The organism is Rhodococcus sp. USK10, assembly GCF_019378875.1.
Classification (GTDB): domain Bacteria; phylum Actinomycetota; class Actinomycetes; order Mycobacteriales; family Mycobacteriaceae; genus Rhodococcus_F; species Rhodococcus_F pseudokoreensis.
In genome coordinates, this window is the sequence record NZ_CP076048.1 from 7,519,009 (window position 1) to 7,541,502 (window position 22,494).

The window sequence follows — 22,494 nt, forward strand, 5'->3', positions numbered from 1 at the left end:
TCTCACCTGCACAGTTGTCCAAAGGAATCTCATGGGACGCGCCAGCGATTTTCGCAACCTCACGAGACGCGAGCGCCGACGGCTTCTGGTGCGCGCATTCGTGCGCCCGCTGGGCACCGTCGTCCTGTGCGCGGTGGTCTACTTCGCCCTGCCGTGGACCTCGATCGGGAACATGTCCGCTCTGCTCTTCCTGGCAGGGGGCCTGCTGGTCGTCGGCTCGGCGGCGGTCTGGCAGATCCGCCGGATCTTCCGGTCCGTCGTGCCTGCGCTCCAGGCGATCGAGGCACTTTCCCTGATCCTGCCGCTCTACCTGCTCGGGTTCGCGACAGGATATTGCCTGATGTCCGAAAGCGATCCGGGTTTCTTCACCGAACCCCTCACTCGGATGGGTGCGCTGTACTTCTCGCTCACCGTGTTCTCCACCGTCGGGTTCGGCGACATCGCCGCGACGACCGATGCGTCGCGAGCCGTCGTGAGTGTGCAGATCATCGGAAATCTGATCCTGCTCGGCGTCGGCATCCGCGCGGTCGTCGCGGCCGTCGACTGGGCCCGCAAGCGCCGGGTCTAACGACCCGACGCCAGCACCAGTTCGACGTTCCGGTCGGCCGTCCCGCCGCCCAGGTCGGGGTCGGCGTGAATGTCGTTGAACGACAACTCCCGGTACAGCGACGCCAGCCCGAGCGGTGAGAGGTCGGCGTGGTCCACGGCGTACGGGCTGTCGGCCTCGAACAGCGTGGTGAGCAGCGACACTGTTCCGTCGACGTTGTCGACCACCTCGATGATCCGCCCGTGCTGGGGGAAGTCGATGTGCGAGGCCGTGTTGATCTCCCAGAACGACTGCTCCGGAGTGGATCCGGGCCACGGGGTGATCCGGTTCTCGTGGGTGTGTCCGTTCACCCAGGCGAGGACGTTCGGGAATCGGTGCAGCAGGTCCACCAGTCGCGAACCCCGGATCCGGGGTTCCGCCGGGGCGGCGGGGTCGGGGACGACGTTGTCCATGCTGCCGCTGGTGTGGTGGCTGAACAGGACGAACCAGGTGTCGCTGCGTGCCTGCGACACAGGGTTGCCCGCCGTGTCGTAGTACCGGCTGCTGCCTGCCGCCAGGGTGTCCTCGATCCACCGGAACTGCGCCGCGCCGAGCGAGCCGTCGACGAACCCGGCCCGGTTGGTGGAATCCATGCTGATTCCGACGACGCCGGGTGCGATCTCGAACGAGTAGTAGCCGATTCCGGTCTCGCCGGCGTCGGGCGCGAAGCCGTGACCGGCCGGCCCGGGGCCGGTGTTGGCCGGGTCCAGGTGTGCGGCGATGAACTGGCGGGGAGTGAACGGTGCCCGCGCGGGGTCGGGGGTGACGACCCGTGGTGGTGTCGTGAACGCGGACAGCGCAGCGGGAATGGCGCCGGGGTCGAACTTGGTGGCGATGTCGACGGCCTTCGCCTGTTCCGGCGAGCCGGGGACCTCGAACTTCAGCGAACCGGTGTACATGGCTTCGAGCGGGGGGATGCCGCTCGGGACGGTGCCCTCCACCGAGTCGTCGTGGTTGCCGAAGACGCAGTACCAGGGGGTGTTCAGACCGGGGCTGGTGACGGGGGCGATCGCCGCGCCGAGCAGGCCGGGAATCTCGGGGAACCCGGCCTTCTTGTACATGTCCTGGATGGAGGACTCCGGGTTCCAGTACAGGTCCGCCCCCGAGTTCTGCACGCCTTCGTAGCGGCCGGGGGCGCCCGTGTTGGGGACGATGGTGCCGCCGTTGAGCGCGGTGAGGAACCAGCCGAGTTCGGCGAACTCCTTGTTGTCGGTGTTGTCGCCGGTACTCACGACCGCATCGAACGCGCGCCGGGTGTGCGGGCCGGACGCGAGCGCGTTGACGCGGGCGACCAGGGCGACGAGACCCTGCGCGGTGAGCGTCTCGTGCGGGCGGAACGCGGAACCGGTGAAGGGGTGCACGTATTCGAAGCGCATCGGGGACTGGGCGTCGACGAGGTGGACGTCGGTGAGCTGGACGAGGGAGGCGAGTGCGGTGCGCCGGTCCTCGCGCCCACTGCGGGCCTCGGCGAGTTCGGTGCGGACGATCGTCGGCCACCCCGGTCCCGCGCCGAGCCTGCGGTAGCCGGAGCTTCCGAGGGGGACGGCCACCGCTTCGAGGGTGGTGCCTGCCCCGGAGGTCGGGAGCGGGGCCGCGCCCGCGTACTGCAACCCCCACGGGCGTGCTCCGAACCCCACCGTCCCGATCGCCCCGAGCCCGGCAAACGTGAGGAATTTACGCCTATTCATGTCAGACACCAGAGGAACCTTAGGTGACGACCCCTGAGACAGGACGATATTCGGCGCGGCGCGATCTACCACCCCCTTCTCCTTGAGGGTTGGCACTCTCACGTATAGAGTGCCAAGTGGCGCCGATCGAGCTCCGGCACCCGCGACGACGGGGCTGTGTGAAGTGCCGTAAACGGAACACTCAAACAGGAGTCCGGAGAAGTCTCCGGATCCGCATACCCCAAAGTGGAGGGCTCATCGTGGCGAGCGTCAACATCAAGCCGCTCGAGGACAAGATCCTCGTCCAGGCCAACGAGGCTGAGACGACGACTGCCTCCGGCCTGGTCATTCCCGACACGGCCAAGGAGAAGCCCCAGGAGGGCACTGTCGTCGCAGTCGGCGAAGGCCGCGTCAACGAGCAGGGCAACCGCATCCCGGTCGACGTCAAGGAGGGTGACACGGTCATCTACTCCAAGTACGGCGGAACCGAGATCAAGTACGCCGGCCAGGAGTACCTGATCCTGTCGGCACGCGACGTGCTGGCTGTCGTCTCCAAGTAAGCCATACGTGATCCGCCCCGGAGTCCCCACAGGATCCCGGGGCGGAGTGCGTTCACGCGCGTAACCCTGAGATCCAGGAGAAGACAGAACACATGTCCAAGCAGATTGAGTTCAACGAGATCGCACGCCGGTCTCTCGAGCGTGGAGTCGACAAGCTTGCCGACGCGGTCAAGGTGACCTTGGGTCCGCGTGGCCGCCACGTAGTGCTGGCGAAGGCCTTCGGCGGCCCGACCGTCACCAACGACGGTGTCAGCATCGCCCGGGAAATCGAGCTCGAGGACCCGTTCGAGAACCTCGGTGCGCAGCTCGTCAAGAGTGTCGCCACCAAGACCAACGACGTCGCAGGCGACGGCACCACCACCGCGACCGTGCTGGCTCAGGCCATCGTGCGGGGCGGTCTGAAGAACATCGCCGCGGGTGCGAACCCGATGGCGCTCGGCATCGGCATCAACGCCGCGGCCGATAAGGTCGTCGAGGCACTGCTCGCCGTCGCGAAGCCGGTCGAGGGCAAGAACTCCATCGCCCAGGTCGCGACCGTCTCCTCGCGTGACGAAGAGATCGGCGAGATGGTCGGCGAGGCGCTCACCCGCGTCGGCACCGACGGCGTCGTGACGGTGGAGGAATCCTCGACCCTGGCGACCGAGCTCGTGATCACCGAGGGCGTCCAGTTCGACAAGGGCTACCTGTCGCCGTACTTCGTCACGGACCTCGACGCGCAGAAGGCCGTGTACGAGGACGCACTCGTGCTGCTGTACCGCGAGAAGATCACGTCCCTGCCCGATTTCCTGCCGCTGCTGGAGAAGGTCGCCGAGAGCGGCAAGCCCCTCCTCATCATCGCGGAGGACATCGAGGGCGAGGTTCTCTCGACGCTCGTGGTCAACTCCATCCGGAAGACGATCAAGGCCGTCGCCGTCAAGGCGCCGTTTTTCGGTGACCGTCGGAAGGCGTTCCTGGACGACCTCGCAGTCGTCACCGGTGGCACGGTCATCAACTCCGACGTCGGCCTCACGCTGAAGGACGCCGGACTGGACCTGCTCGGCAGTGCCCGCCGCGTCGTGGTCAGCAAGGACGAGACCACGATCGTCGACGGCGCCGGAACCGACGACGACATCAAGGGTCGTGTCGCGCAGCTGCGCCGCGAGATCGAGAACACCGACTCCGACTGGGATCGCGAGAAGCTCGAAGAGCGCCTGGCGAAGCTGGCCGGTGGCGTCGCCGTCATCCGGGTCGGTGCGGCCACGGAGACGGACCTCAAGGAGCGCAAGTTCCGTGTCGAGGACGCCGTCAACGCCGCGAAGGCCGCAGTCGCCGAGGGCATCGTCCCCGGTGGCGGTTCCGCCCTCGTCCAGGCGAGCACCGAGCTGGCCGACAACCTCGGCCTGACCGGTGACGAGGCCACGGGCGTCAAGGTCGTGCGCGAAGCCCTGCTGGCGCCGCTGTTCTGGATCGCCAGCAACGCCGGTCTCGACGGGGCCGTCGTCACCAGCAAGGTTGCCGAGCAGCCCAAGGGACACGGTTTCAACGCCGCGACCCTCACCTACGGCGACCTGCTCGCCGACGGTGTCGTCGACCCCGTGAAGGTCACCCGCTCCGCGGTCGTCAACGCGGCCTCGGTCGCGCGGATGATCCTCACCACCGAGAGCGCCGTGGTCGAGAAGCCCGCGGAAGAGGAAGAGCAGCCGGCCGGTCACGGGCACAGCCACTAGGCTCTGCCGTCGCGACCGATCGGGCTCCGATCGGTCGAACGAAAACCCCCGTGCGGATCACCGCACGGGGGTTTTCTCTGTCCGGAGGCGGCCGGATCAGCTCAGTTGCAGCACCGCGAACGGTTCCGACGTCGGCTGGGGTGACCCGCCGGGCGGTTCGACGGTGACGGCCAGCTTCGACATCGACCCCACGTCGTCGAGGACGATCGTCGTGGTCGGCTGCACGTCGCCGGCCGACACGGTGCCGGCGGGCACGGGCGCATCCCCGGATTCGGGCATCAGCCACAGCTGGTACACGGTGTCCGCGCTGGGCGGGGCGACTCCGTCCATCACGAACACCACGGCGTCCTGCGACTTCGAGTAGTTGGCGGTCGCGGACCCGCCTGCCGCGATCGCACTCGTCGACGAATGCATATCGGCGGCGTCGAGTACCTGCTCCGCCACGGTGGGCGCCGGGCCTTCCGTGAGTTGCCGGACGATCACCGTTCCGCCGGCGAGCACACCGACGGCCGCGGCGGCGGCGACGGCGATCTGCCAGCGCCGCCTACGGGAGCGGCGCTCGGCGAGCGACGTCGGCGCCGGTGCGGGACGCCTGATCTCGTCGAGTACCCGGGTCCGCACCCGTGGTGGCGGTTCGACGGCGCCCACAGCGCTCACCACCGCGAACGCTTCGCGGATCCGCCGGACCTCGTCGGTGAACGTCGATCGGGTGTCCTCGTCGGTGCCGGCGAGATCGATGCCGAGTTCGCGGCGCTCGCTGTCGTCGAGCGCGTCGAGTGCATACGGGTAGGCCATGCCCAAGAGTTCGTCGTTCATGTTCAGAGACCTCCCAGGCAGCCGCGAAGACGCGTCAGTCCGTCACGGATGCGCGTCTTCACCGTCGACAGCGCGACCCCCAGCTGGGAGGCGACCTCCCGGTAGGTGCGGCCGTCGTAATACGCCATCGCAACGGACTCACGCTGCATGTCCGTGAGCGAGTCGAGGCAGGCGAGCACCGATTGATGCTCGAGCCGGCGGGTCACCTCCTCGGTGACGTGGTCGAACGGCCCCGCGATGTTGGTGGTCTCGTAGAGTGCCTCGCGGTCGGTGCCTGCCTGCTCCGAGCGCACGCGGTCGACGGCCCGGCGGTGCGCGAGTGTCATCAGCCAGGACAGCACGGAACCTCGGGCCGGATCGAAGTTCGACGCGGTGCGCCATGCCTGGAGAAAGACTTCCTGCGTCGTCTCCTCCGCGTACCCGGGGTCGCGCAGGACCCGCAGGACCATGCCGTGGACTCGGGCGCTCGTCCGGTCGTACAGTTCGGCGAACGCGTCGGCGTCCCCGTTCGCCACGCAGGCCATGGTGTCGGATAGTTCCGCGGATTCGGTGGCTCGGGCGCTGTGCGCCCTCGCCGCGTCCGCCGAGCACACGTCTTCTGCCGGGGTATTGCCCTCGTGGTTCGTCACCAGCGCTCGTCTCGCTTCATCGAGAACCACGGTAGCGTGCATGTCCGCTCATCTCCTCCAGCCGGTAGGCATTCGGAGACCGAGTCGCCGTGGATGGGTGGCGAGGGGATCGGAGTGACGCGAGGAACCCTCGCCAGGCGGCGAGGGTTCCTCGGTGAGTGTGGGCGAGCGGTCAAACGGCGATCCGGCCGCGTCTGTGCCGGGCATGCATCTCGCGTTCCGTTTCGGACATTCCACCCCAGATCCCGTACGGCTCGGACACGCTCAGCGCGTGATTGCGGCACTGGGCGAGGACCGGGCAGCGCCGGCACATTTCCTTCGCACGGGTTTCCCGCTGTGCGCGGGCACGGCCGCGCTCCCCGTCGGGATGGAAGAACATCGAGGAGTCGACTCCGCGGCACAGTCCGTGCATCTGCCAATCCCAGATATCGGCGTTCGGGCCGGGAAGGTGGTTGGGTGCAGGCATGTGGACTCCTTAGCTGCAAGCTCGCCTCGGGCGGCGAGCGGACCGTGGGCTCGACGTTCAAGCCGCTGAATCATTCACGTTGCTAACCGTAGAGTCGGTTCGGAAATCGCGTCAATAGTTGTTCACAGTGGGAATTTACATATCCCACGAGCTGAAAGTTAACCTGGAAAATATTTACTTTCCCGCGGTTCCGTGTTTCCGTTTCGGGTTGAAAGACCATGGGTCACGGGTAACGATGTGCGGGTGCCCCAGCCCGCGGAGCCTGAAACGCAGACCCCCTCCGGATCTCCGGACGAGGGACCCACGATGTCGGTATCTGCGCTGGCCAGAAGGCTCGGGGTGGCCCCGTCGACGCTTCGCACCTGGGACCGCCGCTACGGCATCGGCCCGTCCGTCCACCCGCAGGGAAGTCACCGGCGGTACACGCCGCGCGACGTCGCCCGGCTCGAATGCATGCAACAGGCTCTGGACGGTGGTGCAAACTCCGCGGAGGCCGCGAGATATGCGATTAACGCAATGGCTACATATTCGTCAGAAAGCGGCCTCCGGCCGGGTGGCGAAAATCTGGATGACAACTCGGTGAACGGGACGAAAACAGGCTCGTCGAACCTTTTGTCACCCTTTTCCGGCCTCGTTGCCGCCGACGCCGCCGTCCGCAATCTGTCGGGCGCATTGCTGGCGCGGGACGTCGTGACCGTCCGCCGGATCGTCGTGCGCGCCGTCGCGGAGCGAGGATTCAGCTCGATGTGGACGACGGTGGTCGCTCCGGTGCTCGAGTGGGCGGACGAGGGCAGGAACTCCGACGCCGCCGCGGCGAGTGTTCGTGTCTTCGCGGAATGCGTCGCGGGGATCCTGTCCACGATGACGCTGGATGCACCGATCGGCGGCGGCGGCCGGGTCCTGCTCGTGCAGGTGCCCGCGAACACGCCGGACACGATTCCCGCCGACCCGTACGGTCTCGAGTTCCGTGCCCTGGGCGCCGCCCTGGCCACCGCCTCGGTGGACACGCGGATCGCGCTACCGCTGTGCCGGTCGGCGTTGCTCGCCGCCGTGACCAACGCCGAACCGGACGTGATCGTGCTCTGGTTGCCTGCCGCCGGATGCGACGTCGCGTCCCTGCTGCGGGCGATCCGCCGCAGGCGCACCGGGCTGACCATGCTCGCGGGCGGTCCCGGCGGCCGGACACAGTCGCTACCTCGGACGATCGCGGCCCTGGGCACCCTGGATGCGGCCGTGGACGCCGTCGCTGCGGTCACCTGACCGCCGCGCAGGCCGGGCGATGCGATGATCTCGGCGTGCCCGACTCCTCTCTCCGATCCGACGTCACGAATTCACTGATCCGCGCGGCGTTCGGCGCCGATCCGAGTGCAGGCCCCCTGCCGGAGTCGGACGTTCCCGTCGAACGCTGGATGCGGGCGGTGGCGTGGGGCGCCCGTGGACACTACAGCCGGTCCCGCGCCGAACTGGACGCCCTGACACGCGGAGGGGTTGTCGAACCCGCGGTCGTCTCGCTCGCCTGGAGCACGCAGGCGTCGCTGTCGAGGCAACTCGGCTGGCACGCCGTGGCGTCGGGATTCGACGGCCGGGCCCTGGCCGTCGCCGGGACGGGTCCCGACGACGGTGTTCTCACCGTGGAGGCGCGATGCGACGCACTGACGGGACTCGCCGCCGACGCACTGGGGTGCGGCCGGCTCGCGCTGGGCAGGCGGCTGCTCGATCGGTGCTCCGAGCACCTGGACGCGCACGCCCCCGGCGAACTGTGGCGGCCGCACGTCCGGAGGCACTGGGTGCGCGCAGAGTTGTTTCTCGCGGCTGGGGACTTCGCCTCGGCGCGCCGCCACGCCGAGACCGCGGCAGAGATTTCGGAGGCCGCCGGATCGGTGCGGCACCACGTCAAATCGGATCTGCTGCGGAGTGCGTCGATGACGGGGGACTCCGATTCCGGTGCGGCGGCGCGGCTCGCCGCGGATGTGCTCGACCGCTGCGATCGGTACGGCCTGATACCTCTGAAGTGGGCGGCTGCGATGTTGCTCGGTGGTGTGACGTCCGACTCACGTGCGCAGGCGGTGTGCAAGGAGTGCGAAGCCCTCATCAGGGCGCGAGGTGGGCGCTTCCGAATCTGACTCCGCTGGTCGGGCACCGCGGGGCCGGGTTGATCACGAATCGGCGCGAATGCGGGCGAATACCGTTCGGTCCGCACCGTTACTCTTGGAGTGTTCCGCTGAGAGCGGGAGCACACCCATCGGGGGAGGTGCCACTGTAACGCCAGGATATTCAGCAACGATGACTAACACGAGCGAGGAGTTGGACTCCGCAGTCGCCGCTGCAACGCAGGGTGACCGGGCCGCTTTAGCTCTGGTCCTGGAAAACATTCGGCCCCTGGTTGTGCGTTACTGCAGAGCCAGGGTCGGTGCTGCGGAGAGGGGACAACTCTCCGCGGACGACGTGGCACAAGAAGTGTGCCTCGCCGTGATGACGGCCCTACCTCGCTACGAGGATCAGGGCCGGCCGTTCATGGCATTCGTCTACGGGATCGCCGCGCACAAGGTCGCCGACGCGCATCGGAACTCCGCACGTAACAAGTCGGAGCCCGTCGCCGAAGTACCTGATGTCGTAGCCAACGATGACGGACCCGAACAACGGGCGCTGGACTCGGAAGCGAGCAGGCAGATGAACGAACTGCTGAGCACGCTGCCGGAGAAGCACCGGGAGATCTTGATCCTCCGGCTCGTGGTCGGTATGTCGGCAGAGGAGACGGCCGCGGCCGTGGGTAGTACCGCGGGAGCTGTCCGCGTGGCTCAACACCGAGCCATCGCGAAACTGAAAAAAGAAGTGACGAGGGCAGGTGAGAGGTTTGGCTAGGGGCATCAAGCGCAACGGCAATCCCGATGCCGATCTCCCAGGAGACGACGCACCGGTGGACGTCACGGCTGTGCGCCGCGACGACGCGCTGATCGATGCGATCGCCGGTGGCGGTCCCGTCGCAACGGATTCGCCGGAGCAGTACGAGCTCGCGCTTCTGCTGACCAATTGGCGTGCCGACATCGTGTCGACGCCGATGCCGACCGGGCCGCTGCTCGACGACGTGATCGCGGCGATCGACGCCTCCGACAACGTTCGTTCCGCACGCAGCGCCGCCCGCGGCAAGCTCCGACTGTTGCGACCCATCGCGGGCGCTGCGGCCGCAATCGCGGTCGTCATGGGCGGCGCCACCATCTTCTCGTACGACGCCGAACCCGGCGATCCGCTGTGGAGTGTCAAATCGGTCGTGTTCAGCCAGCAGGCCGATTCGACCGTCGCGCAGATCGACACCACGTCGCAGCTGCAGGAGGCCGAACGGCTGATCGCCGCGGGCGACGCGGAGTCGGCGAAGAACCTGCTCGACGGTGCCGCCGACCGTTCGGGCGGGGTGCGCGACGCCGACATGCGCAACGAACTCGACGTGTGGCGGGCGAAGCTGGCCGCGGAGGTCGAGAAGATCGCCCCGACCACACCGCCGGCCGCGACGACGACACCCGGAACCATGACCACCGGCGCGCCGTCACAGACCGCTGAACTGCCTGCCACGGTGCCGGGGACACCCGGTTCGACGACGGTGCCGGGAGCCGAACTGCTGCCGGGAACCCAGCTGCCCACGGATCTGCAAATTCCGGGGTTGCCGCCGATTCCGCTGCCGCAGCTCCCCACCATCCCACCGCAGCCGCCGCTTCCGCCCGAGACGATGCCGTCCACAAGCCCGGATCCGACGATCATGCAGTTGCCGATACTGCCGCCGGACAATCCGACCACGTTGCCGCCCACTCAGCAGCAGCCGTCTCAGCAGCAGCAGCCCTCGACGGTACCGCTACCGACCACCACGACCCCCGTCCCGGTGCTGCCGCCTACCAGCTAGCGGCTCGGCGGCCCACCCGCACACACAACTGTGGCCCGACACTTCGCGTGTCGGGCCACAGTTGTCTGTGAATTCAGGAGTCTGTGAATACAGAGTTCGTATCGGGTTGTGCCGGATCAGGCGTCGAAGCCGTCTCCGTGCAGAGCGTCGTTCATCGAGGCGTCCGCGTATCCGCGGCAGTAGTCCCAGGTGACGTAGGCCTCGGGTGTCGGATCGTAGGCGGGCTCGTGGGGGCGCACGGTGCCGTCCACCAGAAGCTGGAGGAGGTTGGCACGGAGCATGTCCCAATCGTGGTAGTGATCTTGCTGGCAGTCTTCGCAGCAGACGACGAGACCGCGGATCCCACGATGCGCCAGCAGCGCCTCGTACACGGCGAGGTCGGCCAGGTCTTCCTCCACGGCGAGACGCTCGTGGGGGTCGAGTGGCTGGCCCGGTTCGATCGCATCGAGAGCTGCGGACGGGTCGGCGGGGTCGCCGGCGAAGGGGTCCGGGGGCAGACCTGGAGGCAGTTGATCGCGCACAGCACCACGGTACGCAGGTCAGCCCGGTCTGCGCCAGCCGTTCGGCGTACGCCCAGCGTGGGTGGGCTCCGTGGCGATCGCGTCGAGCCGATATCATGGTGTGCGGAGCTGGGAATATCGATCGTCCCTCCGGACTTTTCCTTGTATCCGTATTCCCGCAGTTTCAGATCTGATGTCCGCAGACGGCGCCACCGGCGCTGCACCTATGTTCCATGGAGGGCCCGAACCGCATGACAAGTTCAGCAGGGCATGTACACACCGGCGGTGACGACCCGAACAAGGTCGCGATGCTGGGTCTCACGTACGACGACGTCCTGCTCTTGCCGGCGGCGTCGAATGTCATCCCCGGCCAGGTCGACACGTCCAGCCAGCTGACCAGGGACATCCGGCTTCGGGTGCCGCTCGTCAGTTCCGCGATGGACACCGTCACCGAGGCACGGATGGCCATCGCCATGGCCCGCGCAGGCGGCATGGGCGTGCTGCACCGCAACCTGTCGGTCGAGGCGCAGGCCGGTCAGGTCGAGACGGTCAAGCGGTCCGAGGCGGGAATGGTCACCGACCCGGTCACCTGCAAGCCGTCCGACACGCTCGCCGAGGTCGACGCCAAGTGCGCCCGGTTCCGGATCTCCGGACTTCCGGTCACCGACGCGGCCGGGCAGCTCGTCGGCATCATCACCAACCGCGACATGCGTTTCGAGGTCGACCAGAACCGCGCCGTGTCCGAGGTCATGACGAAGGCGCCGCTGATCACCGCCCAGGAGGGTGTCACCGCGGAGGTGGCGCTGGGCCTGCTGCGCCGCCACAAGATCGAGAAGCTGCCGATCGTGGACGGGCAGGGCAAGCTCACCGGACTCATCACGGTCAAGGACTTCGTGAAGACCGAACAGCACCCGGACGCCACCAAGGACCGCGACGGCCGGCTCCTGGTCGGTGCCGCCGTGGGTGTGGGCGACGAGGCGTGGAGCCGCGCAATGGCTCTCACCGACGCCGGGGTCGACGTTCTCGTCGTCGACAGTGCGCACGGTCACTCGGCCGGTGTGCTGGACATGATCTCGAAGCTCAAGGCCGAGGTCGACGAGCGTGTGCAGATCATCGGCGGCAATGTCGCCACCCGCAGCGGTGCGGCGGCCCTCATCGAGGCCGGTGTGGACGCGGTCAAGGTCGGTGTCGGTCCCGGTTCCATCTGCACCACCCGCGTCATCGCCGGTGTCGGCGCCCCGCAGATCACCGCGATCCTCGAAGCGGTCGCCGCGGCCAAGCCGCACGGTGTGCCGGTCATCGCCGACGGTGGACTGCAGTTCTCCGGCGACATCGCGAAGGCCCTCGCGGCAGGTGCGTCGACGGCGATGCTCGGTTCGCTGCTCGCAGGTACCGCGGAGTCGCCGGGCGAGCTGATCCTGGTCAACGGCAAGCAATACAAGAGCTACCGCGGCATGGGTTCGCTCGGCGCGATGCAGAGCCGCGGGGCCGCGAAGTCGTATTCCAAGGACCGCTACTTCCAGGACGACGTTCTGTCCGAGGACAAGCTGGTCCCGGAGGGCATCGAGGGACGGGTCGCGTTCCGCGGTCCGCTGTCCCAGGTCACACATCAGCTCACCGGTGGTCTGCGGGCCGCCATGGGTTACACGGGAGCGTCGTCGATCGAGGAACTGCAGAACGCGCAGTTCGTGCAGATCACCGCTGCGGGTCTGAAGGAGAGCCACCCGCACGACATCACGATGACGGTCGAAGCTCCCAACTACACCGCTCGCTAGCAACCAGTCACGATTCACGAGAAAGGGGCGCGCGTGCGCGACCTCGTTGAGATCGGCATGGGCCGAACAGCCCGACGAACCTATGAGCTGGACGACATCGACATCGTCCCCTCCCGCCGGACCCGCTCCTCCAAGGAGGTGTCGACGTCCTGGCAGCTCGACGCGTACCGGTTCGACATTCCGGTGCTCGCGCATCCGACCGATGCGCTCGTGTCGCCGTCGTTCGCGATCGAACTCGGCAAGCGCGGTGGCCTCGGGGTCATCAACGGTGAGGGTCTGTGGGGCCGGCACGCGGACGTCGAGGCCAAGCTCGCCGAACTCGTCGCGCTGGCGGAGTCGGACGTCGACGTCGAGGCGCCGATCAAGAAGCTGCAGGAACTGCATGCGGCGCCGTTGCAGCCGGGTCTCCTGGCCGCCGCCGTGGCGCAGGTCCGCGACGCTGGTGTCACCACCGCCGTGCGGGTCAGTCCGCAGAACGCGCGGGCGCTGACCCCGCAGTTGCTGGAGGCGGGCATCGACCTGCTGGTGGTGCACGGCACGATCATCTCCGCAGAGCACGTCGTCCACGGCGACAGTGAGCCGCTGAACCTGAAGACGTTCATCTCCGAACTGGACGTTCCGGTGGTGGCCGGTGGGGTGAGTGATCACCGCACCGCTCTGCATCTGATGCGCACGGGCGCGGCCGGGGTGATCGTCGGGTACGGCTCCACCGAGGGCGCCACGACCACTGGTGAGGTGCTGGGTATCGGTCTCCCGATGGCGACGGCGATCGCGGACGCCGCCGCGGCCCGCCGCGACTACCTCGACGAGACGGGTGGACGTTACGTCCACGTCATCGCGGACGGCGACATCACGTCTTCGGGCGACCTCGCGAAGGCGATCGCCTGTGGAGCGGACGCCGCAGTTCTGGGCGCGCCGCTGGCCGTTGCCGCGGAGGCTCCCGGCGGCGGCTGGTACTGGCCGTCGGCTGCCGCGCACCCGTCGGTCCCGCGCGGCACGATGCTGCCGGTCTCGTTCGGTGACCGCCCGTCGCTGGACCGGGTCCTGACCGGCCCGTCGGACGACCCGTTCGGTTCCCTGAACCTGGTCGGCGGACTGCGCCGCTCGATGGCGAAGGCCGGATACTCCGATTTGAAGGAATTCCAGAAGGTGGGCCTGACGGTTCGCGCCTGAGGCGAACGCCGCCACTGCTTCTCTCGTCGCCCGATGTCATCGGTGCAGTTCAACTGCGCTGATGAGGCATCGGGCGACGTGCTTTTGCGGGTATCGCGACCGTTCCTGATACCTCTCGTTACAGTTAAGGTAACCCTTGTGGCAGCTGTCACAACTGCCGGGTGCATACTGGCGAGTAATAAACTCAGGTTCGTTGGAGGTCGAGTGATGAGCAAGCAGCGCACAACGGATTACGACGTCCTCATCGTCGGTTCCGGATTCGGTGGCAGTGTCACCGCGCTCCGGTTGGTCGAGAAGGGGTACAAGGTCGGCATCCTCGAGGCGGGCCGTCGCTACGCCGACGCGGACTTCGCGAAGACCAGCTGGGATCTCAAGAAGTTCCTCTGGGCGCCCGCCCTCGGTTTCTTCGGCATCCAGCGCGTCCACCTGCTCCGCGACTGCCTCATCCTCGCCGGCGCCGGAGTCGGCGGCGGTTCACTCAACTACGCGAACACCCTCTACAAGCCGCCTGCCTCCTTCTTCCAGGACAAGCAGTGGTCGCACATCACCGACTGGCACGACGAGCTCACGCCGTACTACGAGCAGGCCCGCAAGATGCTCGGCGTCGTCCAGAATCCGCACATGACCCCCGCGGACGAGATCATCAAGTCGGTCGCCGAGGACATGGGTGTGGGCGACACGTTCATCCAGACCCCGGTCGGCGTGTTCTTCGGCGAAGCGGGCAAGACCGTGCCCGACCCGTACTTCGGCGGCGTCGGCCCCGACCGCACCGGATGCATCGAATGCGGCGAATGCATGACCGGATGCCGGCACGGCGCCAAGAACACCCTGCTCAAGAATTACCTGGGCCTCGCGGAGAAGGCCGGCGCGGAGATCATCCCGATGACGACGGTCAGCGGGCTGCGCGAGGCGTCCGACGGCACCTGGGACGTCTTCACCCGGCGCAGCGGGCCGCGAAAGAACCGGAACCGCAAGACGTACACCGCCGCGAACGTCGTCCTGGCCGCCGGCACGTGGGGCACTCAGCATCTGCTGTTCGACCAGAAGGAGTCGGGCGCGCTGCCCAAGATCTCCGACCGGCTGGGTGTGCTGACCCGCACCAACTCGGAATCGATCCTCGGCGCCGCCAAGAACAAGGTGGACCCGGCGCTCGAGCTCACGAAGGGCGTCGCCATCACGTCGTCGTTCCACCCGACGTCCGACACCCACGTGGAGCCGGTGCGCTACGGCAAGGGGTCGAACTCGATGGCCATGCTGCAGACGCTGCTGACCGACGGCGGCGGCAGGCGGTGGATGACGTTCCTCCGGGAACTCGTGAAGGACCCGACGGCACTGAAGGTCCTCACCCCGTACAAGTGGAGCGAGCGCACCATCATCGCGCTGGTGATGCAGAACCTCGACAATTCCATCACCACCTACACGAAGAAGGGCCTGTTCGGCCGGCGCAAGGTCACCAGCAAGCAGGGCCACGGTCAGCCGAACCCCAGCTGGATCCCGGCGGGCAACGAGGCGACCCGGCGGATCGCGGAGAAGATCGACGGTCGCGCAGGCGGCACCTGGGGCGATGTGTTCAACATCCCGCTCACCGCGCACTTCCTCGGCGGCTGCACGATTGCGGCGGAACCGTCGCACGGCGTCATCGACCCGTACCACCGGGTGTGGGGTTACCCGACGCTGAGCGTGGTCGACGGCTCGGCCGTGTCCGCGAACCTGGGCGTCAACCCGTCGCTGACGATCTCGGCGCAGGCCGAGCGCGCGGCGTCGCTGTGGCCGAACAAGGGCGAAGCGGACCTGCGTCCTGCGCAGGTGGAGGGCTACCGGCGGCTGAACCCGGTCGCGCCGATCAAGCCGGTCGTCCCGGAAGGCGCGCCCGCCGCGCTGGTGCTGCCGATCGTCGAGATCCGAAACGGCTCGGTGCTGCCCGACACCCAGAAGCACGGCGTTGCATAGCGCCCGCAAGGGCCGGGTCGTGGGGTCGCGCAGACCACAGAGCTGCGCCGATTAGACTGACCCGGTGGCAGATATCGAGCAACAGAGACCGGTCCTCGTCGTCGACTTCGGCGCGCAGTACGCGCAGCTGATCGCCCGGCGGGTGCGTGAGGCCAAGGTCTATTCCGAGGTGGTCCCGCACACCGCGACCGTCGAGGAGATCGCGGCCAAGAATCCGCTCGCCGTGGTGCTGTCCGGCGGGCCGTCGAGCGTCTACGCCGACGGGGCGCCCCAGCTCGATCCGGCCCTGTTCGATCTGGACGTCCCGGTGTTCGGCATCTGCTACGGATTCCAGGCCATGGCCGGTGCGCTGGGCGGGACGGTCGCCCACACCGGCACCCGTGAGTACGGCCGCACCGACCTGAAGGTGCAGGGCGGTCTGCTGCACGAGGGGCTGCCGTCGAACCAGCCCGTGTGGATGAGCCACGGCGACGCGGTCACCGAGGCCCCCGAAGGTTTCACGGTGACGGCCACCAGCGAGGGCGCACCCGTCGCCGCATTCGAGGATCGGGCCCGCAGGCTCGCCGGTGTGCAGTACCACCCGGAGGTCCTGCACTCGCCGCACGGCCAGCAGGTGCTCAGCCGGTTCCTGCACGAGATCGCCGGCATTCCCCCCGCGTGGACGGCCGCGAACATCGCCGACGCCCTTGTCGAGCAGGTCCGCGAGCAGGTCGGCGACGGCAAGGCGATCTGCGGACTGTCGGGCGGTGTCGACTCCGCTGTCGCGGCGGCGCTCGTGCAGCGCGCGATCGGCGACAACCTGACGTGTGTGTTCGTCGACCACGGTCTGATGCGGGCCGGCGAGCGTGCGCAGGTCGAGCAGGATTTCGTCGCCGCCACCGGCGCCCGGCTCATCACGGTCGACGCCGCCGACACCTTCATCGGTGAACTGGCCGGGGTGTCCGACCCGGAGACCAAGCGCAAGATCATCGGCCGCGAGTTCATCCGCAGCTTCGAGGGTGCCGTCAGCGACGTGCTCGGCGAGAACGCTGCGCACGGCGACACGGTCGAATTCCTCGTGCAGGGCACGCTGTACCCGGACGTCGTGGAATCCGGCGGCGGTACCGGCACGGCCAACATCAAGAGCCACCACAACGTTGGCGGCCTGCCCGAAGACCTGCAGTTCACGCTCGTGGAACCGCTGCGCCTGCTGTTCAAGGACGAGGTCCGCGCAGTGGGCCGCGAGCTGGGTCTGCCCGAGGAGATCGTGGGACGCCAGCCGTTCCCCGGCCCCGGGCTCGGCATCCGCATCATCGGCGAGGTCACCCAGGAGCGGCTCGACCTGCTGCGTCACGCGGATTCCATTGCGCGCGAAGAGTTGACGGCCGCCGGGCTCGACGGCCAGATCTGGCAGTGCCCGGTGGTGCTGCTCGCCGACGTCCGCAGCGTCGGCGTGCAGGGCGACGGACGCACCTACGGGCACCCGATCGTGCTCCGCCCCGTGTCCAGCGAGGACGCGATGACCGCGGACTGGACGCGACTGCCCTACGACGTTCTCGAGCGGATCTCCACCCGGATCACCAACGAGGTTCACGACGTCAACCGGGTCGTGCTGGACATCACGAGCAAGCCGCCGGGCACCATCGAGTGGGAGTGACGCACTGTGCGCGTCAGCGCCTATCGTCGCCGGTTGGGTGCGAACACGAGTACCACGCCGACCAGCACTGCGACCACCACGAACAGCCAGCGGAATTCGACGTTCGCGAGCGGCTCCAGCGAGAACGGCCCCGCGAGCGCCCATCCACTGACCAGCAGTGCTGCCACCCCCGCGAGGAGCAGGAGCGGTGACGGCCGCTTGCGTGTCCGGGTCTGCTCGCCGTCCTGAGTGTCGTCGACGTCATCCACGGCGCACCTCCATACTTCCGAACCGGATATCTGCATTGAGGGTCAGGACGTGACCGTCCGTGCCGTCGGCACCGCCGTCGAGACCGTCGGGGAGGCACTGCGCGTCGCCGAACTGTGCGGTGCAGTGGTTCTCGACGTTCATGCCGGGCGGCAGGAGCACCACGACCTCACCGAACTGACCGCTGACGTCGACCGTCTTGTCCTCGGTGAGCGTGACGTTCCGGAGGTCGAGCGTGAAACTGCCGAACCCACCGGAGTAGGCGGGGTCGATGTCGGCCGCCGTCAGGGGCACCCAGGTCCGGTCGCCCATGTTCTCGCTGTTCAGGTCGAATGACCCGACGAGCGAGGCGAGGATCACGAAACCGGCCAGGGGGCCTGCGACGACGAGAAGCCCGTAGCCCTTGCGCAGGAAGCCGCCGATCAGCAGCCCCACTCCGATGACGGCGAGCGCGACCGCGCCGATCCGACCGGGGTTGAGCCAGTCGGATCCGGTGGCGACCGCCAGCGCCGTCGCCGCCGCGGCCGCGAGGATGGCCAGTCCGATCACCATGGTGGTCAGGCGGGAATGCGTGCGCTCCGGTTGCACTGCGGGAGCGGTGGTCCTGGCCGGCTCGGGTAGGTCCCACGCGAACGGCGCGACACCGAGCGGGTCCCATGCAGGAGGCCGTGGCTCGAGCGGCGCGAACGGCGCCGACGGTGTGTCGACCCGCGGGCCGGCGGTCGGGGACTTCTCGAACGACACCGGATCGGTCTGCCCGGCAGGGGTTTCGGGTTTCAGTGCCTCGGTCGGGGCCTCGCCGGTCGCGTCCGCCGGCGGCCCAGTCGTGGGAGGTGGGCTCGGCATGTAGGAGTCGGGAAGCTTCGTGTACGGACCGTACGCCCCCGAACCGTACGTGCCCGGGCCGAACGGGTTGGCGCCGAACTGTCCGGGCGAGAAACTCGTCCCGGGATAGCCGGTGCCGACACCGGGGGCGACGGCTCCGACGGGCGACGGCGGGGGGATCGGCTGCCGCTGGTACAGCAGCCACAGGCCGCCGAGCATCAGCGCCATGCTGATCAGCCCGGAGCCGCCGAGGCCGACGCCGAAGGGGCCGACGGTGCTCACCGCGATCGCCAGTGCGACGAGAAGGACGACGGTCTTGGTGCCCGAGTCGGAACTGTGACCGCGTCCCATCAGCGACTCCGCGGGGGAGGCCGGGTCGCCCGACTTCGTGAGGGCGAGCCAGCACGCCAGGTAGAGGAGCACACCGGCGCCGCCGAAAATGGTGGACACGACGAACGCGACTCGTATCAGTACGGGATCGACGCCGTAGCGGTAGCCGATTCCCGCACAGACACCGGCGACGTGGCCACGGCCGGGCAACCGCACCGGTCGGGTCCGCCACAGATCCTGTATCTGCTCTTGGAAGCTCCCATTGCTCATACGACTATCGTTCCGGTCGCCGCATCGCCCGTACATCGGGAAGTACCCTGATCTTTCCGGTCGGGGTGGGCCGGAACGCGGCCCGAAGTCAGGGTCGGACCCTGATGCCGCGGCCCCGGGATCGTGCCAGTATCGAAGGTGTGCAACCTGTGAACACGTCCGCGGGCGGCGACCGGTATGCGGGCGCCGTGACCGCGCCGGTACCGCCCGGCGGTCTTCCCATGCCGCGGCTCGAACGCCGGACCGGTGGCCGCATCGTCGGCGGCGTCGCAGGTGGTATCGCCGACCAGCTCGGTGTCGACGTGATGAAGGTGCGGGTCGCGTTCGCCTGTCTCGCCGCGCTCGCCGGCGCGGGCATCGTCGGCTACGGGCTGTTGTGGATCTTCACGGCCGCGGGTTCGGACACCGAGAAGCCCAGTGCGTCCGAGCGGCGCAGAGCGTACGGGCTGATCGCGATCGGCCTGGCCGGCGCGTCCGCGTTGTCGTGGTTGTTCAGCGGCCGGGTCGGTTCGGTGATCGCACCCATCATCGTGGTGGCGGTCGGCGCGGCCCTCGTGTGGCGCGAATTCGATTCGGAGGGGCCGCGCACCGTCATCGGGCTGCCGCAGCGCCCCACCGTCCTCACCTGGGCTCGGGTCCTCGGCGGCGTGACGCTCATCGTGTCCGGTCTCGGTGTGGTGATCCTCGCGCAGGTCGACTTCGCCGCGCTGCGTTCGTCGTTGCTGGCGGTCGTGGTCACCCTGGTCGGCGCCGGACTGCTGACCGTGCCCCTGTGGCTGCGGCTGTGGCGGGCGCTGGGGGCGGAGCGTGCCGCCCGGATCCGCAACGAGGAGCGTGAGGAGATCGCGTCGCACCTGCACGACTCCGTCCTGCAGACCCTGGCGCTGATCCAGAAACAGGCCGACCATCCGCAGGAGGTCGCGCGGCTCGCGCGGGGGCAGGAACGGGAACTGCGCAAGTGGTTGTTCGGTGGGGGAGACACCGACCATTCGAGTCTGGCGGAGGCGTTGCGCATCATCGCGGGCGAGGTCGAGGACCACCACGGCGTCACCGTGCGGCCGGTGACGGTCGGCGACGTGGCGCTCGACGTCGACGGCACCGGCGAGGGACTGTCGAAGGAGAGTTTCACGGCGGTGCTCGGCGCGACGCGCGAAGCTCTGGTCAACGCCGCCAAGCATTCCGGGGAGACCGACATCAACCTGTTCGCCGAGGCCGAGCGCGAGCAGGTCAGCGTGTTCGTCCGCGACCGCGGCGTCGGATTCGACGTCGACGAGGTGTCCCCGGACCGGCAGGGGCTGGCGAAATCGATTCGCGGGCGGATCGAACGGCGAGGCGGACACGTCGACGTGCGGTCCGCGCCCGGCAAGGGCACCGAGGTGCGAATCCACATGCCGCGGAACGGCCGGGCGCGCGCGGGAGCGGGGACCGCCGAGAGCGCGGACACCGGGGTCGAGGACGTGCCGTTCAGTCAGGGCGCGTGAGCACGTGAATCGTGCGACACGCTCTACAGTGGGATGACACCACCGCCCACGCCGAGGAACAGCCGCAGTGACTTTGCCTGAAACACCCCCGTACCGTGTCTTTCTCGTCGACGATCATGCCGTGTTCCGCTCCGGTGTCCGCGCCGAGCTGGGCAGGGAAGCGGACATGGAGGTGGTCGGCGAGGCGGGCGGTGTCGCGGAGGCGGTGTCCGGGATCAACGCCACCTCGCCGCACGTCGTGCTGCTCGACGTCCACATGCCCGACGGCGGCGGTGTCGCCGTGCTGCGGGGCATCGAGTCGGGTCCGGTGTGCCTGGCGCTGAGTGTGTCCGACGCCGCCGAGGACGTGATCGCCGTGATTCGCGCGGGCGCCCGCGGGTACGTCACCAAGACGATCTCGGGCGCCGAGCTGGCCGACGGCGTACGCCGGGTCGCCGGCGGTGACGCCGTGTTCAGTCCGCGACTCGCGGGTTTCGTGCTGGACTCCTTCACCGGACGGTCCAATGCTCCTGAGCCGCAGCTGGATCCGGAGCTGGATTCGCTGACACCGCGAGAGCTGGAAGTGCTGCGCCTCCTCGCCCGCGGTTACACGTACCGCGAGATCGCCGAGGAACTGGTGATCTCGGTGAAGACGGTCGAAACGCATGCGTCGAACGTGCTGCGGAAGACGCAGCAGTCCAACCGGAATGCGCTCACGAGGTGGGCGCACCGCAGGCGGATCGACTGACGTCGCCGGGGGTCAGGGCTGCGCGAGCAGGACGATCACGGCGACGAGCACGGCCAGGATCAGGATCGCGACCATGACACCCATGGCGATCGGCGCCCACGCGACCACCTGGTCGCGGACCGTGGGAGCCGGCGAGCCCGGAGCGGGTTTCGCCGGGCGCGGAGGCCACTGCAACCGGCCGAGCGGACGCGGAACATTCTTCAACGGCGTGCTCTGATGGACGGCGGGCAGCCCGGCCTGGGTGGAACCGACCAGTTTGCCGCGGCGCCGTGAGTCGGGCAACGGGGTCGAGCGGTGTGCCCACGCCGGGATGGTGCCGTCCGCGGAATAGACGGGCGAGCCGACGAGGTGCGCGACGTTGCCGTCCCCGGCCATGGCCACCCGGGCCAGGGCGTCGCGGGCCTCGGCCATCGTCGGGCGACGCGCCGGGTCGGGTTCGAGAAGGTGCAGCAGCGTGTCGGTGAGCGGTCCGGCCTTGCTCGGACGGTAGATCTCGGCCTTCGCGACCCGGTGCAGGAGTGCGATGGAATCGGAGTCGATCCCGAACGGCGGCTGTCCTTCGACGACGGTGTACAGCGTGGACCCGAGCGAGAAGACGTCGCTGGCCTCGGTGGGGTCCTGACCGCGGGCGACCTCGGGGGAGAAGTACGCCGGCGTGCCGGTGATGACCCCGTTTGCGGTGTCCGCGGAATCGCCCTTGGCCCGGGCGATACCGAAGTCGCTGATCTTGACGGTGCCGAGTTCCCGGCCGCGGTCGGCGACGAGGATGTTGCCCGGCTTGATGTCCCGGTGCACGATCCCCGCGGCATGAGCGGCGGTGAGCGCGTCGGCCACCTGCGCGCCGATCTGGGCGACCTCGAGCGGGGGCAGGGTGTCGGCGATGTTCATCGCCTGGGCGAGGCTGCGGGACGGCAGGTACTCCATGACCAGCCAGGGCTCCCCGGCCTCGAGCGCCACGTCGTACATCGCGATGGAATGCCGGTGCGCGAGTTTGGCGGCGTTGCGGCCTTCCCGCATGGTGCGGTCGCGGACCCGGCGGGCCTCGTCGGGGTCGAGTCCGGCCGTCGTGGTGACCTGCTTGATGGCGACGTCGCGGTGCAGCAGGGTGTCCCGTGCGAGCCAGACCGCGCCCATTCCGCCGCCGCCCAGTTTGGACCGCAGGCGGTACCTTCCGGCCACCAGGTATTCGGGTCCGATGCCCCTTTCGCTCTGCTCCTGCTCCATCACGCGTTCAGGTTAGAGGATTGTGGGGACACGGG

The 22,494-nt window shown here is 68.4% G+C and carries 21 protein-coding genes and 1 pseudogene; 14 read left to right on the top strand and 8 right to left on the bottom strand.

Annotation, left to right across the window (positions count from 1 at the left end; genetic code table 11):
- The first annotated feature begins 31 nt into the window (after window positions 1-31).
- On the top strand, window positions 32-568 hold the full coding sequence (locus I1A62_RS41260; RefSeq protein WP_219457943.1) for a potassium channel family protein: 537 nt from the start codon (window positions 32-34) through the stop codon (window positions 566-568).
- On the opposite strand, the gene I1A62_RS41265 is transcribed toward I1A62_RS41260, so the two are convergent.
- On the bottom strand, window positions 565-2,283 hold the full coding sequence (locus I1A62_RS41265; RefSeq protein WP_219457944.1) for a TIGR03767 family metallophosphoesterase: 1,719 nt from the start codon (window positions 2,281-2,283) through the stop codon (window positions 565-567). The two genes, I1A62_RS41260 and I1A62_RS41265, sit on opposite strands and share 4 nt — an antisense overlap.
- Window positions 2,284-2,513: 230 nt before the next feature.
- Between I1A62_RS41265 and groES the strand changes: the two genes are divergently transcribed.
- Window positions 2,514-2,813: a co-chaperone GroES gene (gene groES / locus I1A62_RS41270; protein WP_003940763.1), complete on the top strand. Its 300-nt coding sequence runs from the start codon at window positions 2,514-2,516 to the stop codon at window positions 2,811-2,813.
- Window positions 2,814-2,905: 92 nt separating this feature from the next.
- Window positions 2,906-4,519: a chaperonin GroEL gene (groL, locus tag I1A62_RS41275; protein ID WP_087558431.1), complete on the top strand. Its 1,614-nt coding sequence runs from the start codon at window positions 2,906-2,908 to the stop codon at window positions 4,517-4,519.
- Window positions 4,520-4,615: 96 nt separating this feature from the next.
- Here groL and I1A62_RS41280 read toward each other — a convergent pair whose 3' ends face one another.
- The 3 genes from I1A62_RS41280 to I1A62_RS41290 all read right to left on the bottom strand — a co-directional run bounded on the left by I1A62_RS41280 (window position 4,616) and on the right by I1A62_RS41290 (window position 6,430).
- Window positions 4,616-5,335, bottom strand: coding sequence for an anti-sigma factor domain-containing protein (locus tag I1A62_RS41280; protein ID WP_124394601.1), 720 nt, complete (start codon window positions 5,333-5,335; stop codon window positions 4,616-4,618).
- Between the two features lie 2 nt (window positions 5,336-5,337).
- The gene (locus I1A62_RS41285; protein ID WP_219457945.1) at window positions 5,338-6,006 is read right to left on the bottom strand and encodes a sigma-70 family RNA polymerase sigma factor; all 669 of its coding nucleotides are present in this window, start codon (window positions 6,004-6,006) and stop codon (window positions 5,338-5,340) included.
- 130 nt (window positions 6,007-6,136) lie between these two features.
- Window positions 6,137-6,430, bottom strand: coding sequence for a WhiB family transcriptional regulator (locus tag I1A62_RS41290; protein ID WP_005239766.1), 294 nt, complete (start codon window positions 6,428-6,430; stop codon window positions 6,137-6,139).
- A gap of 306 nt (window positions 6,431-6,736) precedes the next feature.
- Between I1A62_RS41290 and I1A62_RS46715 the strand changes: the two are divergent.
- The 5 genes and pseudogenes from I1A62_RS46715 to I1A62_RS41310 all read left to right on the top strand — a co-directional run.
- Window positions 6,737-6,922: pseudogene (locus I1A62_RS46715) on the top strand (MerR family transcriptional regulator); the annotation flags it as partial.
- A 120-nt stretch (window positions 6,923-7,042) separates the two neighbouring features.
- Window positions 7,043-7,690 (top strand): transcriptional regulator, encoded by a 648-nt coding sequence (locus I1A62_RS46720; RefSeq protein WP_257890997.1) that lies wholly within the window; start codon window positions 7,043-7,045, stop codon window positions 7,688-7,690.
- 35 nt (window positions 7,691-7,725) lie between these two features.
- Entirely contained in the window at window positions 7,726-8,553 is an 828-nt protein-coding gene (locus tag I1A62_RS41300; RefSeq protein WP_219457947.1) for a hypothetical protein, read from the top strand.
- Between the two features lie 160 nt (window positions 8,554-8,713).
- Complete coding sequence (locus tag I1A62_RS41305) at window positions 8,714-9,292, top strand: sigma-70 family RNA polymerase sigma factor (RefSeq protein ID WP_005239770.1); 579 nt, start codon at window positions 8,714-8,716, stop codon at window positions 9,290-9,292.
- The gene (locus I1A62_RS41310; RefSeq protein WP_219457949.1) at window positions 9,276-10,322 is read left to right on the top strand and encodes an anti-sigma-D factor RsdA; all 1,047 of its coding nucleotides are present in this window, start codon (window positions 9,276-9,278) and stop codon (window positions 10,320-10,322) included. Before I1A62_RS41305 ends, I1A62_RS41310 begins: the two co-directional genes overlap by 17 nt.
- Window positions 10,323-10,438: 116 nt before the next feature.
- Here the strand turns inward: I1A62_RS41310 and I1A62_RS41315 are convergent, their stop codons facing one another.
- A complete protein-coding gene (locus I1A62_RS41315) occupies window positions 10,439-10,843 on the bottom strand; it encodes a DUF5319 domain-containing protein (protein WP_005239778.1) in 405 nt (134 codons plus the stop codon).
- A gap of 230 nt (window positions 10,844-11,073) precedes the next feature.
- Between I1A62_RS41315 and guaB the strand changes: the two genes are divergently transcribed.
- The 4 genes from guaB to guaA all read left to right on the top strand — a co-directional run bounded on the left by guaB (window position 11,074) and on the right by guaA (window position 17,356).
- A complete protein-coding gene (gene guaB / locus I1A62_RS41320) occupies window positions 11,074-12,597 on the top strand; it encodes an IMP dehydrogenase (protein WP_005239781.1) in 1,524 nt (507 codons plus the stop codon).
- A 33-nt stretch (window positions 12,598-12,630) separates the two neighbouring features.
- Window positions 12,631-13,770 carry a GuaB3 family IMP dehydrogenase-related protein gene (locus I1A62_RS41325; RefSeq protein WP_087558425.1) on the top strand — a complete coding sequence of 380 codons (1,140 nt, stop codon included), beginning with the start codon at window positions 12,631-12,633 and terminating at the stop codon, window positions 13,768-13,770.
- Window positions 13,771-13,977: 207 nt separating this feature from the next.
- Window positions 13,978-15,720, top strand: coding sequence for a GMC family oxidoreductase N-terminal domain-containing protein (locus tag I1A62_RS41330; protein ID WP_219457951.1), 1,743 nt, complete (start codon window positions 13,978-13,980; stop codon window positions 15,718-15,720).
- 64 nt (window positions 15,721-15,784) lie between these two features.
- Window positions 15,785-17,356, top strand: a complete 1,572-nt coding sequence (gene guaA, locus I1A62_RS41335; RefSeq protein ID WP_124394607.1) for a glutamine-hydrolyzing GMP synthase — start codon at window positions 15,785-15,787, stop codon at window positions 17,354-17,356.
- 20 nt (window positions 17,357-17,376) lie between these two features.
- Here guaA and I1A62_RS41340 read toward each other — a convergent pair whose 3' ends face one another.
- Complete coding sequence (locus I1A62_RS41340; RefSeq protein ID WP_072945785.1) at window positions 17,377-17,604, bottom strand: hypothetical protein; 228 nt, start codon at window positions 17,602-17,604, stop codon at window positions 17,377-17,379.
- Window positions 17,597-19,063 (bottom strand): PspC domain-containing protein, encoded by a 1,467-nt coding sequence (locus I1A62_RS41345; RefSeq protein WP_219457953.1) that lies wholly within the window; start codon window positions 19,061-19,063, stop codon window positions 17,597-17,599. The genes I1A62_RS41340 and I1A62_RS41345 overlap by 8 nt, the downstream gene beginning before the upstream one ends.
- 68 nt (window positions 19,064-19,131) lie before the next feature.
- Here I1A62_RS41345 and I1A62_RS41350 point away from each other — a divergent pair, with 68 nt between their 5' ends.
- Complete coding sequence (locus I1A62_RS41350) at window positions 19,132-20,508, top strand: ATP-binding protein (RefSeq protein ID WP_124394609.1); 1,377 nt, start codon at window positions 19,132-19,134, stop codon at window positions 20,506-20,508.
- A gap of 67 nt (window positions 20,509-20,575) precedes the next feature.
- Window positions 20,576-21,235: a response regulator transcription factor gene (locus I1A62_RS41355; RefSeq protein WP_015889975.1), complete on the top strand. Its 660-nt coding sequence runs from the start codon at window positions 20,576-20,578 to the stop codon at window positions 21,233-21,235.
- A 12-nt stretch (window positions 21,236-21,247) separates the two neighbouring features.
- On the opposite strand, the gene I1A62_RS41360 is transcribed toward I1A62_RS41355, so the two are convergent.
- Window positions 21,248-22,459, bottom strand: coding sequence for a serine/threonine-protein kinase (locus I1A62_RS41360; RefSeq protein WP_072945797.1), 1,212 nt, complete (start codon window positions 22,457-22,459; stop codon window positions 21,248-21,250).
- Between the last annotated feature and the right edge of the window lie 35 nt (window positions 22,460-22,494).

Excerpts from the sequence above, each read along its gene's own strand:
- I1A62_RS41260 (WP_219457943.1), top strand. The coding sequence starts at position 32 with ATGGGACGCGCCAGCGATTTTCGCAACCTCACGAGACGCGAGCGCCGA.
- groL (WP_087558431.1), top strand. The coding sequence starts at position 2,906 with ATGTCCAAGCAGATTGAGTTCAACGAGATCGCACGCCGGTCTCTCGAG.
- I1A62_RS41280 (WP_124394601.1), bottom strand. The coding sequence starts at position 5,335 with ATGAACGACGAACTCTTGGGCATGGCCTACCCGTATGCACTCGACGCG.
- I1A62_RS41285 (WP_219457945.1), bottom strand. The coding sequence starts at position 6,006 with ATGCACGCTACCGTGGTTCTCGATGAAGCGAGACGAGCGCTGGTGACG.
- I1A62_RS41290 (WP_005239766.1), bottom strand. The coding sequence starts at position 6,430 with ATGCCTGCACCCAACCACCTTCCCGGCCCGAACGCCGATATCTGGGAT.
- I1A62_RS41305 (WP_005239770.1), top strand. The coding sequence starts at position 8,714 with ATGACTAACACGAGCGAGGAGTTGGACTCCGCAGTCGCCGCTGCAACG.
- guaB (WP_005239781.1), top strand. The coding sequence starts at position 11,074 with ATGACAAGTTCAGCAGGGCATGTACACACCGGCGGTGACGACCCGAAC.
- I1A62_RS41330 (WP_219457951.1), top strand. The coding sequence starts at position 13,978 with ATGAGCAAGCAGCGCACAACGGATTACGACGTCCTCATCGTCGGTTCC.
- I1A62_RS41345 (WP_219457953.1), bottom strand. The coding sequence starts at position 19,063 with ATGTACGGGCGATGCGGCGACCGGAACGATAGTCGTATGAGCAATGGG.
- I1A62_RS41350 (WP_124394609.1), top strand. The coding sequence starts at position 19,132 with ATGCCGCGGCCCCGGGATCGTGCCAGTATCGAAGGTGTGCAACCTGTG.
- I1A62_RS41360 (WP_072945797.1), bottom strand. The coding sequence starts at position 22,459 with ATGGAGCAGGAGCAGAGCGAAAGGGGCATCGGACCCGAATACCTGGTG.